Raw genomic sequence first — 13,833 nt, forward strand, 5'->3', positions numbered from 1 at the left:
GCCGCTCTCTCCCCGGCTCGGCTGGGGACAGGAAGACGCGATTAATCGCGCCTTTCCCCTCACCGGACAAGAGGAGAGAAGAGAAAGAGAGCTTGAGAAATGGGTTTCAAAGTAGCAGTTGCGGGAGCGACCGGAAATGTCGGCCGGGAGATGCTCAACATCCTCTCCGAGCGAGGCTTCCCCGCCGATGAGGTCGTGGCACTCGCCTCCTCGCGTTCGCAGGGCACCGAGGTTTCCTACGGTGACCGGACGCTGAAGGTCTCCAATCTGGAGAATTACGATTTCTCCGATACCGACATCTGCCTGATGTCGGCCGGCGGCGAGGTCTCCAAGAAGTTCTCGCCGAAGATCGGCCAGCAGGGCTGCATCGTCATCGACAATTCCTCGGCTTGGCGCTACGACGCCGACGTGCCGCTGATCGTGCCGGAAGTGAACCCGGATGCCATCAGCCAGTTCACCAAGCGCAACATCATCGCCAATCCGAATTGCTCGACCGCCCAGCTGGTGGTGGCGCTGAAGCCACTGCACGACTTCGCCAAGATCAAGCGTGTCGTCATCTCGACCTACCAGTCGGTCTCCGGCGCCGGCAAGGACGGCATGGACGAGCTGTTCAACCAGACGCGCGCCGTCTTTGTCGCCGATCCGATCGAGAACAAGAAGTTCACCAAGCGTATCGCCTTTAACGTCATCCCGCACATCGACGCCTTCATGGAGGACGGCTACACCAAGGAAGAATGGAAGGTGCTGGCCGAGACGAAGAAGATGCTCGACCCGAAGATCAAGGTCACCTGCACGGCGGTGCGTGTGCCGGTTTTCATCGGTCATTCGGAATCGGTCAACATCGAATTCGAAAACGAGATCACTGCCGACCAGGCCCGCGACATCCTGCGCGATGCACCAGGCTGCCTCGTCATCGACAAGCGCGAGGACGGCGGCTACATCACGCCATATGAATCGGCGGGCGAGGATGCGACTTACATCTCGCGCATCCGCGAGGATGCAACGGTCGAAAACGGCCTCAATATCTGGGTAGTCTCCGACAACCTGCGCAAGGGTGCTGCGTTGAACGCCATTCAGATCGCCGAGCTGCTCGTCAATCGCGGCCTTGTCAAGCCGCGCAAGCAGGCCGCCTGATACCATTTGTAAACCATAATATGCTAAAGCCCTGCTGATGAAGGCAGGGCTTTTTGCCGAGCCGTAGGCGCCCTCTATCCATAAGCGCTTACTAAAAGGTGATCGTGACAAAATCGCCTTCGGCTGGCATTCTGCCCGGCGTCAAGCCAAGCTATGCCGCCCGAGACCGTGTAGCGGTTTTAGGGCAACGACATGAACAGAACGAAGATTTAAGGCGCGTCGCATGGTCCCGATCGGCCGCGGCGCGCTTCAGCAGACCGGAGCGGGGTTCCTCATGCGCATGACAACATTCCTTCTGGCGGCGTTTACGGCAGCCGGCGTTCTCCACGCGCTGCCGGCAGCGGCCCAGAGCGCCCAATGCGGCAATAATAGCAGCGGTTTCACTGCCTGGGTCGCCGATTTCAAGCAGGAAGCGGCGGCAAACGGCGTCAGCCGCTCGGTCCTCGACCGCGCCTTCGCCAACGTCAATTACAACAAGCCGACGATCGCCGCCGACCGCGGCCAGAAGAGCTTCAAGCTCTCCTTCGACGCTTTCATGCAGAAACGCGGCGGCGCCACGGTCATCTCCCGCGGCCGCAGCATGAAGGCCGCCAACCAGGCGCTTTTTGCCTCGATAGAGCGTCGTTTCGGCGTTCCGGCCGGCCCGCTGATTGCGATCTGGGGCATGGAGACCGGTTTTGGCAGCTATATGGGCAACCAGCATACGCTGTCGGCTGTTTCGACCCTGGCCTATGACTGCCGCCGTTCTGAATATTTCACCGACCAGCTCTATGCCGCGCTCCAACTCGTCTCCGAGGGGTATCTGAGCCCTCAGGCCAAGGGTGCCGCCCATGGTGAAATCGGCCAGACGCAGTTTCTGCCGCGCAATGTCGTGCGCTTCGGCGCCGACGGCGACGGCGACGGCCGCGTCGACATGGTCGGTTCCCGCGCCGACGCGCTGGCCTCGACAGCGAATTTCCTCAAGGGCCATGGCTGGCGCGCCGGCGCCGGCTATCAGCCAGGAGAGCCCAATTTCGTCGCCATCGAGGGCTGGAACGCCGCCAGCGTCTACCAGCAGGCGATCGCCTATATCGGTCAGCAAATCGACGGCAGATAAGCCTTCATCGACACCCATACCCGAAACGCCGCTGCGACATGCGGCGTTTTTCATTTGCGGAAATCAAAGCCGCCGCCCGACGCCGCCTTGCGTCGCTCCTCCTGGGCCGGGGCCGGCAGGGTCGGTCCCGAGACGACGCAGTTGCGGCCGGAGGCCTTGGCGGCATAAAGCGCCAGGTCGGCGCGCTTGACCAGATCCTCGAAGTTCCGGTTGGAGGCTTCATTTGGCCGTCCGGCGCACCCGAAACTCGCCGTCACCTTAAGAACATCGCCGCTCGGCAACGGGATTTCCGCCGCCTCGATCGCCAGCCGCACGCGCTCGGCAACGATTGCGGCATCGTCAGGCGTCGAATCCGGCAGAAGCGCCAGGAACTCCTCGCCGCCATGGCGCACCAAGAGATCGAAGGAACGAAAATTCTCACGTGCAACGCCCGCGACCTGCCGGAGCACGGCGTCGCCGGCGTCATGCCCGTTGATATCGTTGATCTTTTTGAAATGATCGAGGTCGAAGAGCACAACGGAAATCCAGCGTGATCCATGCTCGGCCTGTGTCAGAAGCGCGGATGCAGCGACCTCGAAGCCGCGCCTGTTGTAAAGACCGGTCAGAAGATCGGTCTGGGCGGCGCTACGCAACTCGCCCACCAGCGCCTCCCGATCCTGCGTCAGCCGGTCGATCAGCCGCAGCCCCTTTGCCGCCAGCACCATCACCAATGTGGCGAGAATCAGCAGGCCGGCACACAGCGCCAGGATCCGCGTCAGGTGAATGTGCGAGCGCATGGAAAGATTTTCGCCGGTCTCGTGAATATCCTTTGCGGCCTCGATCATCTTCTGCTGCAGGAAGGTCATGCGTTCGCTCTGCGCGGCGGCCCAGACGTCATGCACGGTCCGTGTCGGCCGCGATCCGGCGAGAATGGCATCGGTGATCGCATTCGCCTTCACCTGGCCGCTGCGGCCGAGATAGGCAACGATGTCGCGCACGATCGGCGCGGAAGAATGGAAAACCATGTGATCCATGCCCTCGCCGAGCATGACCTTGCCCTGCACGAAGAGCTCTACCGGCAATCTGGCGGAAACGCCGTGGTCGAGGTGGCGGGTGCCAACGCCGGTAATCAGCCTTTCGCCGTAATAGGTCAGCAGGATGCCCATCAGCTGGTTGGATTTCTCAAGCAGCACCGGATCGCTGATCAGCGGTGAGAGCGCATCGACGACAGCAAGCTGCTTGAGAGCCGCATACCAGTATATGGAACCGGGATCGCTGCCGGTATAACGCCCCTGGTCGACGGCGCTGCGCGCAGCGATGATACGGCTGTAGGCAAGGCTGAGAATCGATAATTCGCCGACGAGCCCCTCGTCGAGCGCATCGCGGGAGGGCAGGGTGGCATAAAAAGCGCGGCGTTCCCGATCGAGCGTCACCCGGCTTTGCAACATGTCGGCGGCAGTCCGGCTGTTGGGACGTGCGAGGTAGCGGCGGGTGGCGCCGATTTCACTCAGGATCTCGGTGGCGGCGATGGATCCGCCACGGGCAAGCACATCGGCGAACTGCCGGTCCTTTTCGAGGTTCCTGTATTGTGTGACCGAAGAACGTATGACGACGACGCCTTCGATGAGCATGAAGACGAAGGGCAGCATGATAGCGGCCAGGATAACCTTTTTGATGGTTTCGAACTTCATCGCCAATCGCCACGGTGATCAAAACCTCGGTCGTACCCGACCAATTGACGGCGAGCTTAACAACAATCCTTAAAAAAGTGATAAACCGGCATGTCCCTAGATTTCGGGACGAATGAAGTCGCGTGTCTCGGCGTCCATGACCCACAGTTCGCCGGTCGAAATGTCGAACCAGGCGCCGTGGAGATGAAGGTTTCCCGCCTCCTCGAGAGCCTTGATATCGGGGAAGCTTCTGAGATTGTTGATTGAATTGCGGATGGAGACACGCTCCAGCGCCGTCTGCCGCTCGGCGGCCGTCATCACGTCGTTGCTCTGGATCTGCTCGGCGGCAGGTTTGACCAGCGACATCCAGCGGCCGATGAAGTCACCGGGCGACAATGGCTCGGCATTCGGATCGAGCGCAGCGCGGATGCCACCGCAGCGGCCGTGACCCATCACGACGATATCCGAGACCTTCAGCACCTGCACGGCAAATTCGAGTGCGGCCGACGTCGAATGAAAATGGCCATCCGGCTCGTAGGGCGGCACCATGTTGGCGACGTTGCGAATGACGAAGAGCTCGCCCGGGCCGGCATCGAAGATCAGCTCCGGTGCCGCGCGAGAATCCGAACAGGCAATGACAAGCGTATGAGGACTTTGACCGTTTTCGGCAAGCTGCCGATACCTGTCGCGGGCGTCGGAATAGCGCCCGTTCATGAAGTTGCGATAGCCGTCCAGAAGAGGGTTTGGAAAACGCTGCATGCTTCTGGATTAGCGCGCGCGGACGACAAGATCAACTGCTGCACCGCAAAATGAACATATTGGCAGATGCGTCACTTTTTCCGCCGCTGCGCCGGGTGCACAAGCCGGCGCATCTGCACCATGGCCATCGGCGTCGAAAGGCTGGAAGCATCGCTTGCCAGCATCAGCTCGTTGCTGCCGCGCTTGACGGCCCGCGCAAGCACCTCGAAGACGCTGGCGGTGGCAAGCTGCAGGGCCTTTTCGTCCTCGAGCCCGGAAAGCAGGCGCGACAGGAAAACGGCGGCGAGCAGGTCGCCGAGACCATTCGGCGGGTTTTCGACGACACGGTGCTCGGCAAGAAGCGCGTGGCGACCGGAAAGATAAAGATTGCCGGTACCGCCTGCCATCATCGGCACGGCTGAAGTGACGAGCATGCGCGATGGTCCGAGCGCGAGCGCCGCCTCCATGATCGTGCTGTTGTCTTCGAGGGCCGCCCCCGAAAGCCATGCGAGCTCGTACCGGTTCGGCGTCGCGAGCGAGGCAAGCGGAATGAGATGATCGCGAATAGCCTCTGCAGTTGCTTCCGGCACGTAAAGGCCGCCGAGATCGCCCATGACGGGATCGCAGACATAGAGCAGCTCGGGATTGTTTTGCCGGAGCGCACCGATCAGCCGAGCGACGGAGCGCGCCTGGGCGGCATTGCCGAAATAGCCCGAAAGCACCGCCTTGACTTCGCCGATCCAGGGCGCGCGGATCAAATCGTCGATCGCCGCGTCGAAATCCGTTTCCGCAAAGGTCAATCGCGTCGAGCGGCCGTGGCCGGGATGCCAGGGCAGCACGATGGTCGGCATGGCCCAGACCGGATGACCGAGCGTCTCCAATGCAAAGACGGCTGCCCGGTTTCCGACCGAGCCACGCACCACATGGCTGGAAATGACGATGACTGCGCCCGCTGCATTTTCCGACATGATACCCAAGATCCGAATGATGACCGCGTTTGATGATCTTTTTGACGCCACACTGTCAACCATTCTTCATGCGAGCGTGGAAATGTTCGCCGGGACGAAAAACCGGGAGACGGGACTTTCCCTTTCGTTTGGCGACGAAAGCGGAAAATCTCTTACAATTTCTCATTTCCAGCGCCAAAAAGCGTCAAAACAATCCTTCGGACCGCTCTTTTAGAGATTTTTTCGAAGAATCTTCTGCTAGCTTGCGAAAAATCAGACATTGAGGGAGGCGATCCATGGCTGCCAGAAACAATCCGAAACGGGAAAAGCAGATCGAAAGCGCGCGCAAGATCGCCAAGGCGACGGGTGAAGCGCATCTCGATCCGGAAATTCTCTTCGGCCGGGCAAGCAATGACGATCTCGAACTCTACACGCCGGAGATGCTGGCACTCTCCGCCGTGCATTCGGCAAAGGAGCTCGCCGCCTGGAACGGTAAGGTGCCTCGTGTCGGCATCGACACCATTGCCGATGTGACGCCGGACGGCATCGCGGTCTCGGTGCTTTCAGTCACCGACCAGAACATGCCTTTTCTTTTTGAATCGGTCATGGGCGAAGTGACGAGCACCTATCGCGACCTGTTCATGGCCGTGCATCCCATCCTGATCATGGAGAAGGGCAAGGCGCCGGCGCTTTATTCCGCCGATCACCCAAGCGATCCGGCCAACCGCGTCAGCCATATCCAGCTTCATATTGCGCCGCTCAATTCCGCCCAGGCCGCCGATCTCGTCAAACGCATCGAAAAAGTGCTCGAACAGGTCCGCCTGTCGGTTTCCGACTGGAAGCCGATGCTTTCCAAGATCGACGGAGTGATCGCAGAGCTTGCGGCCAATGGCGCCAGCCGGAAGAAGGCCGATCGCGACGAAGCCGTCGCTTTCCTGACCTGGCTGCGCGATGAAAATTTCACGTTCCTCGGCATGCGGGAATATGTCTATTCCGGCAAGGGGAGCAATGCCAAGGTCGAGCGCGACAAGGGTGCTGGCCTCGGCATCCTCTCCAATCCCGATGTACTGGTGCTGCGCACCGGCAAGGACGCCGTAACGACAACGCCTGAGATCCTTGCCTTCCTCGACGGCCCCGACTTCCTGATCGTCACCAAGGCGAATGTGAAATCGATCGTCCATCGCCGGGCCTATATGGATTATGTCGGCGTCAAGCGCTTCGACGCTGAGGGCAACGTCACCGGCGAACTGCGCATCGTCGGCCTCTTCACCTCCACGGCCTATACCTCGCTCGCCTCCGAAATCCCGCTGCTACGGTCCAAGATCGAGAAGGTGAAGGAACATTTCGGCTTCGACCCGATGAGCCATTCCGGCCGCATGCTCGACAACACGCTGGAGTCCTATCCGCGCGACGACCTTTTCCAGATCGACACGACGCTGCTTGCAAGTTTTGCCGAACAGATCAACGACTTGGCCGATCGGCCGCGCGTGCGCGTCCTGCCGCGCATCGACCATTTCGACCGCTTCGTCTCGGTGATCATCTACGTACCGCGCGAGGAATATGACTCGATCGTGCGCGAGCGGATCGGCACCTATCTGAAGACTGTCTATGACGGCCGTGTCTCCGCCTATTACCCGGCTTTCCCGGAAGGCGGCGTGGCGCGCGTGCATTTCATCATCGGCCGCTCGGGCGGCAAGACGCCGCGCATTCCGCAGGCAAAGCTCGAGCAGGCGATCCGCGAGATCACGGCCCGCTGGGACGACCGTTTCGAGGCGTTGGCCGGGGCCAAGGCGCCGAAGATATCCGTCGACCAAGCCTTCCAGGATTCCTTCACCCCGGAGGAAACCGTGGCCGACCTCGCCGATATCGGCGCCTGCGCCGCCGGCGAGCCGCTTCGCATCCAGTTCTACCATCGCCGGGAGGAACTGGGCCGCACCCTTTCCTTGAAGATCTTTCACGCCGGCGGCCAGCTGGCGCTGTCGCGCCGAGTGCCGCTCCTCGAGAATCTCGGCTTCAATGTCGTCAGCGAACGCACCTTCGACATCGGGGTGCCTGCCGCTGATGGAGAAACCAAACTCGTCGTGTTGCACGACATGGAACTCGAGACCCGCAACGGCGGCGAAATCGATCTGCAGCGTTACGGCGCCGCCCTCGAGGAAGCCTTCGTCGCCGCCTTCGCCGGCACGATCGACAATGACAGCTTCAACCGGCTGATCCTTTCGGCCGGGCTCTCGGCGCGCGAGACGAACGTTCTGCGCGCCTATGCGCGTTATCTCCGGCAGGCCGGCATCGCCTATTCGCAGGATTATATCGCAACGACTCTCGACAAATATCCCGGTGTCGCCGCTGCTATCTTCCGTCTCTTCCATGACACGCTCGACACCAGGCTTTCGGAGAAGGCTCGCGTGAAGAAGCTTGCCGAATTGCATCAGGCGATCGAGACCGAGCTTGCAAACGTGCCGAGCCTTGACGACGATCGCATCCTGCGCCGCTACGTCAATATCGTCGATGCGACGCTACGCACCAATTATTTCCAGAAGAACCCGGACGGCTCGCCGAAGCCGATGCTGGCCTTCAAGCTCGATCCGCATCTGGTGGACGGATTGCCGCAGCCGAAACCCTTCCGCGAGATGTTCGTCTATGGCGTCGAGGTCGAAGGCGTTCACCTGCGCTTCGGCAAGGTGGCGCGCGGCGGCCTTCGCTGGTCGGATCGCGCCGAGGATTACCGCACCGAAGTGCTCGGCCTCGTCAAGGCCCAGCAGGTCAAGAACGCGGTGATCGTGCCGGTCGGCGCCAAGGGTGGTTTTTATCCGAAAAAGCTTCCTGTCGGCGGCAGCCGCGACGAGATCTTCAATGCCGGCCGTGAGGCTTACAAGACCTACATCCGCACCCTGCTTTCGATCACCGATAATATATCGGGCGCCGATATCGTGCCGCCGAAGGATACGGTCAGGCTCGACGGTGATGACCCTTATTTCGTCGTCGCCGCCGACAAGGGCACTGCGACCTTCTCCGACACCGCCAATGCACTGGCGCAGGAAGCCGGCTTCTGGCTGGACGACGCCTTTGCCTCCGGAGGCTCGGCCGGTTACGACCATAAGAAGATGGGCATCACTGCCCGCGGCGCCTGGGAAACCGTGAAACGCCATTTCCGTGAAATGGACATCGATATCCAGACAACGCCCTTCACCGTCGCCGGCGTCGGCGACATGTCGGGCGATGTCTTCGGCAACGGCATGCTGCTCTCTCCCAAAATCCGGCTCATATCAGCCTTCGATCACCGCGACATCATCATCGACCCCGACCCCGATATGGAAAAGACGCTGGCCGAACGCCACCGGCTCTTCGACCTGCCGCGTTCAAGCTGGCAGGATTTCGACAAGAGCGTGCTGTCGAAGGGTGCGATGATCATTTCCCGCGCCGCGAAATCGGTCACGCTGACGCCGGAAGCGGTTGCCGCGATCGGCATCGACAAGGCCGTAGCCACGCCCTTCGAGATCATGATGGCGATCCTGAAGAGCCCGGTCGACCTGCTCTGGTTCGGCGGCATCGGCACCTATGTGAAAGCGCCGTCCGAAACCGACACCGAAGTCGGCGACCGCGCCAACGACCCGATCCGCATCACCGCGGTGGAAGTGCGTGCCAAGGTGATCGGCGAAGGCGCAAACCTCGGCGTTACCCAGAAGGGCCGCATCGCCTACGGTCTGAAGGGCGGGCGCTGCAACTCCGACGCCATCGACAACTCGGCCGGCGTCAACACTTCGGACGTCGAGGTCAACATCAAGATCGCGTTGGCAGCCGCCATGCACGACGGGCGCCTGACGCGCGCAAAACGCGACCAGCTTCTTTCTTCGATGACCGGCGAAGTGGCGACCCTGGTGCTGCGCAACAACTACCTGCAGTCCCTGGCGATCTCACTGACGGAACGCAAGGGCACGGCAAACGGTCTGCAGCTTGGCCGCTTCATGACTGTGCTCGAGGGCGCCGGCCAGCTGAACCGCAAGGTCGAGACGCTGCCGGACGACCAGACTCTGGCCGAACGCTATACAGCCGGCAAGCCGCTGACGCGGCCGGAAATCGGCGTGCTGGTATCCTATGCCAAGATCGTGCTCTTCGACGCGCTGGCCGCAAGCGATCTGCCGGACGATCCCTATTTCATCGCGACGCTTTTGAATTATTTCCCTGTGAAGATGCAGAAGTCGAATGCCGGCGATATCACCACTCACCGCCTGAAGCGCGAAATCGTCGCGACCGTGCTTGCCAACGAAGCGATCAACCGTGGCGGACCAAGCTTCACCGTCGCCATGATGGACGCGACGGCAGCTTCGGCACCGGAAGTGGTGCGCGCCGCAATCGTTGCCCGCGACGGTTTCGACCTGACCCGGCTCTGGGCCGAAACCGACGCTCTCGACGGCAAGGTTTCCGGCGATATGCAGAACCGGATCTACGAGGAGATCAGCCATAGCTTTACCGTTCTGACGCGGCTGCTCTTGAAGACCGGCATGACCAAGGCGGATATGGCAGAAGTGATTAGCCGGCTGCAGGCCGCTCTGAAGAAACTGAAGCCTGCCTTCGCCGAACAGTCGGCCGGCGATGCCGCCCCGCGCCAGGCGGAATATAGCCAGGCGGGCGTGCCCGAGAAACTCGCGGCCGAGATCGCCAACCTGCAGAGCTTCGCGCTGGTGCCTGAGATCATGCAGATTGCCGAACGAACCGGCGAGCCCCTGGTGCGCGCCGCCGAAAACTATTTCGCGGTGTCGCAGACCTTCCGTATCGGCAGATTGCTGGCGGCGGGCGGGCGGATCCTCACCTCAGACCATTACGAGAATTTGGCGCTTGCCCGCAGCATCGACCAGATCGCCAGCGCAAGGCGCGACATCGTCATCTCGGCCCTTTCCGATCACGGCAAGGAAAAGCTTCCGGTTCAAGCCTGGCACGCGCAGGATCGCATCCGCATCAACCGCATCCTCGAGGAGCTTTCAAGCCTCAGCGACGGCGGCGATCCCAATCTTGCGCGTATTACCGTTGCTGCAGGTATCCTCACCGATCTTGCGCGCGACCGGGCGAGGTGAGACAGTCCGCGTCAAAAGAAGGAGCGGATGTTGAATCGCATTGACTGGACAGGAACGCAACCGCCGAAGGCCACGGAGAAGGGCATCTGGGGGTGGATGTTCTTCGATTGGGCAGCACAACCCTTCTTCACCGTGGTCACAACCTTTATCTTCGGACCCTATTTCGTGTCCCGCCTGACCGATGACCCGGTTTCCGCGCAGACGACGTGGAGCAATATGGCGACCATCTCCTCGGTGATCATCGCCCTGCTCTCACCCGTCCTCGGCTCGATCGCCGACCAGTCCGGCGCACGCAAACCCTGGATCGGCTTCTTCGCGATCATCAAGATCGCCAGCCTCTTCTGCCTGTGGTTCGCAGCCCCCGGTTCGCCTGTTGTCTATCCCGTCATTTTCATGATCCTCGCCTCGATCTCGGCTGAGTTCTCGATCGTCTTCAACGATTCGATGATGCCGCGCCTGGTCGGCAAGCACGAGGTCGGCAAGCTCTCCAACACCGCCTGGGGTCTCGGTTACCTCGGCGGCATAATCGTGCTCATTGCCGTCGTGACGCTTTTGGCGGCGAGCCCCGAGACCGGCAAGACCATCCTCGGTCTCGATCCGCTATTCGGTCTTAATCCTGAGACCGGCCAGGATGCACGTATCACCGGGCCGATTTCGGCCGTCTGGTATCTGATCTTCATCCTGCCGATGTTCTTCTTCACGCCGGACGTCGGCAGGGGTCTTCCCTTCGGCATCGCCGTCCGCTCTGGCTTGCGAGAACTCAGAAACACGCTTGGCGAACTCAGAGAACGCCGCGGCATCCTGACATTCCTCATCGCCCGCATGATCTATCAAGACGGCGTCAACGGCCTGCTGATCCTTGGTGGTATCTTCGCGGCCGGCATGTTCGGCTGGGCGACGATCGAGATCGGTATCTACGGCATCATCCTGAATGTTGTCGCGATCTTCGGCTGCCTGATCGCCGGGCGCGTCGATAAGAGCGTCGGTTCGAAGGTGACTGTCGTCATCAGCCTCACCATGCTGCTTCTCGCCACCATCGGCATCATCTCGACAGGACCGGGTTACACCCTGTTCGGACTGATGCCGCTGCCGACCGCCGATTCCGGCGGCCTTTTCGGTACTGCGGCGGAAAAGGCCTATATCCTTTACGGTCTGCTGATCGGGCTCGCCTTCGGGCCGGTGCAAGCCTCGTCGCGCTCCTATCTCGCCCGCAGCGTCAGTCCGGAGGAAGCCGGCCGCTACTTCGGCATCTATGCACTTTCGGGCCGCGCCACGAGTTTCATGGCGACGCTGCTCTTCTCGCTGATGACCTATATGAGCGGATCACCGCGGCTCGGGATGGCAACGCTGATCCTGTTTCTTGCCGGCGGACTGGTGCTCTTGTTCCGCACACCCTATCCGGCCGATCGGGCATAGCAATCAGCTCTGCCCTGGCCGGCGGCTACAGCGCCGCGCGTCTTTTAAGACGCGCGGCGCTGTAGCACTTTGAATTGCTGCATAATTTCATCCTTAAATCGATTTCGATTTAAAGGAATTATGCAGTCGCAATCACTCAGTGCCGGAAATGGCGCATGCCGGTAAAGACCATTGCGACGCCGTGTTCGTTGGCGGCATCGATGACTTCCTGGTCGCGCATCGAGCCGCCCGGCTGGATAACCGCTGTCGCCCCTGCGGCGATCATCGACAGAAGACCGTCGGCAAAAGGCAGGAAGGCCTCGGAGGCGACCGCCGAGCCGTGTGTCATCGGCACTGCAAGGCCAAGCGCCTTGGCTGCCTCTTCGGCCTTCAGCGCGGCGATGCGGGCGGAATCGACGCGGCTCATCTGGCCGGCGCCGATACCGGCGGTCTGGCCGTCCTTGGCATAGACCACGGCATTCGATTTCACATGTTTGCCGACCTTGAAGGCAAACTTCATGTCATCAAGTTCCCGTGCCGTCGGCGCGCGTTTGGTGACGACCTTGAGTTCCAGATCCTCGACCATGCCGTTGTCGCGGCTCTGGACGAGCAGGCCGCCGGAAACGGTCTTCGCCGTCAGGCCCGCCGCACGCGGATCGGGCAGGCCACCAGCGGACAATAGCCGCAGGTTCGGCTTACGGGCGACGATCGCCTTTGCCTCTTCCGTGACATCGGGCGCGATGATCACTTCGGTGAAGAGCTTGACGATCTCCTCAGCCGTTTCGGCATCCAGCGTCCGGTTGAGCGCGATAATGCCGCCGAAGGCGGAAACGGAATCGCAGGCGAGCGCCCGCTGATAGGCCTCGACCAGGCTGGATCCGGTGGCGACGCCGCAGGGATTGGCGTGCTTGATGATCGCGCAGGCCGGCGCCTTCTCAGGCAGGAACTCGGCGACGAGTTCGTAGGCGGCATCCGTATCGTTGATGTTGTTGTAGGAGAGCTGCTTGCCCTGGAGAAGAGCGGCCGTCGAAACACCCGGACGCTTCTCGCCGGTCACATAGAAGGCAGCCTTCTGATGCGGGTTTTCGCCGTAGCGCATCTCTTCCTTCAGCGCGCCGCCGATCACCCGGTGACGCGGCGTGTCGATCGACAGCGCCTCAGCGAACCAGTTGGAGATCATTGCATCATAGGCGGCGGTGCGGGCATAGGCCTTGGCGGCCATACGCTGGCGGAAGGCATAGGCGGTCTTGCCGTCATCTGCGGAAAGCTGCTCCAGCAGCTCGGCATAATCGGCCGGATCGGTCAAGGTCGTCACATAGGCATGGTTCTTGGCCGATGCGCGGATCATCGCCGGACCGCCGATGTCGATATTCTCGACCGTCGTCGGATAGTCGCCGCCGGCCGCGCGCACCTCCTCGAAGGGATAGAGGTTGATGACGGCGAGGTCGATGCCCTCGATGCCGTGTGTTTTCATCGCATCCTGGTGTTCGCCGTCGTCACGGATCGCCAGCAGGCCGCCATGCACCATTGGGTGCAACGTCTTGACGCGTCCGTCCATGATCTCGGGAAAACCGGTGATTTCGGAGACATCGGTGACGGCAAGACCGGCCGCAGCGATCGCTTTATAGGTGCCGCCGGTCGAAAGCAGGCGCACACCTCTGGCAGACAAGGCGTGGGCGAGTTCGACGATCCCGGTCTTGTCGAAGACGGAGATGAGCGCGGTCTTGATTTCGACCTTTTCGGGGGCGGGGATCTTCTTGGAAATGACGGCCATGAAACCTTCTCCGTTCGGGCTTCGGGAG

Annotated in this window: 9 protein-coding genes; 5 read left to right on the plus strand and 4 right to left on the minus strand. The window is 61.2% G+C overall.

The genetic code is table 11. The features are described 5' to 3' along the window. Window positions 1-99 precede the first annotated feature (99 nt). Together U5G49_RS21775 and U5G49_RS21780 are read left to right on the plus strand one after the other, a co-directional pair. Window positions 100-1,134, plus strand: a complete 1,035-nt coding sequence (locus U5G49_RS21775; protein WP_025396474.1) for an aspartate-semialdehyde dehydrogenase — start codon at window positions 100-102, stop codon at window positions 1,132-1,134. 274 nt (window positions 1,135-1,408) lie between these two features. Continuing rightward, the gene (locus tag U5G49_RS21780; protein WP_183619421.1) at window positions 1,409-2,230 is read left to right on the plus strand and encodes a lytic murein transglycosylase; all 822 of its coding nucleotides are present in this window, start codon (window positions 1,409-1,411) and stop codon (window positions 2,228-2,230) included. A 50-nt stretch (window positions 2,231-2,280) separates the two neighbouring features. Here U5G49_RS21780 and U5G49_RS21785 read toward each other — a convergent pair whose 3' ends face one another. From U5G49_RS21785 to pdxY, 3 genes are all read right to left on the minus strand, one after another. Continuing rightward, window positions 2,281-3,900 (minus strand): GGDEF domain-containing protein, encoded by a 1,620-nt coding sequence (locus U5G49_RS21785; RefSeq protein WP_193444526.1) that lies wholly within the window; start codon window positions 3,898-3,900, stop codon window positions 2,281-2,283. 96 nt (window positions 3,901-3,996) lie between these two features. Beyond that, window positions 3,997-4,638: a carbonic anhydrase gene (locus U5G49_RS21790; RefSeq protein WP_018244137.1), complete on the minus strand. Its 642-nt coding sequence runs from the start codon at window positions 4,636-4,638 to the stop codon at window positions 3,997-3,999. Between the two features lie 71 nt (window positions 4,639-4,709). Further along, window positions 4,710-5,585 carry a pyridoxal kinase PdxY gene (pdxY, locus tag U5G49_RS21795; RefSeq protein WP_026188562.1) on the minus strand — a complete coding sequence of 292 codons (876 nt, stop codon included), beginning with the start codon at window positions 5,583-5,585 and terminating at the stop codon, window positions 4,710-4,712. Between pdxY and U5G49_RS21800 the strand changes: the two genes are divergently transcribed. From U5G49_RS21800 to U5G49_RS21810, 3 genes are all read left to right on the plus strand, one after another. Further along, window positions 5,557-5,799, plus strand: coding sequence for a hypothetical protein (locus tag U5G49_RS21800; protein WP_245498971.1), 243 nt, complete (start codon window positions 5,557-5,559; stop codon window positions 5,797-5,799). The genes pdxY and U5G49_RS21800 overlap by 29 nt on opposite strands. Window positions 5,800-5,860: 61 nt before the next feature. Continuing rightward, window positions 5,861-10,636 (plus strand): NAD-glutamate dehydrogenase, encoded by a 4,776-nt coding sequence (locus U5G49_RS21805; protein ID WP_193444525.1) that lies wholly within the window; start codon window positions 5,861-5,863, stop codon window positions 10,634-10,636. 27 nt (window positions 10,637-10,663) lie between these two features. Beyond that, a complete protein-coding gene (locus tag U5G49_RS21810) occupies window positions 10,664-12,052 on the plus strand; it encodes an MFS transporter (protein ID WP_018448388.1) in 1,389 nt (462 codons plus the stop codon). Between the two features lie 136 nt (window positions 12,053-12,188). On the opposite strand, the gene purH is transcribed toward U5G49_RS21810, so the two are convergent. Beyond that, a complete protein-coding gene (gene purH / locus U5G49_RS21815; protein ID WP_193444524.1) occupies window positions 12,189-13,805 on the minus strand; it encodes a bifunctional phosphoribosylaminoimidazolecarboxamide formyltransferase/IMP cyclohydrolase in 1,617 nt (538 codons plus the stop codon). Window positions 13,806-13,833: the final 28 nt, after the last annotated feature.

The organism is Rhizobium indigoferae, from assembly GCF_034554815.1.
Taxonomy (GTDB): Bacteria; Pseudomonadota; Alphaproteobacteria; order Rhizobiales; family Rhizobiaceae; genus Rhizobium; species Rhizobium leguminosarum.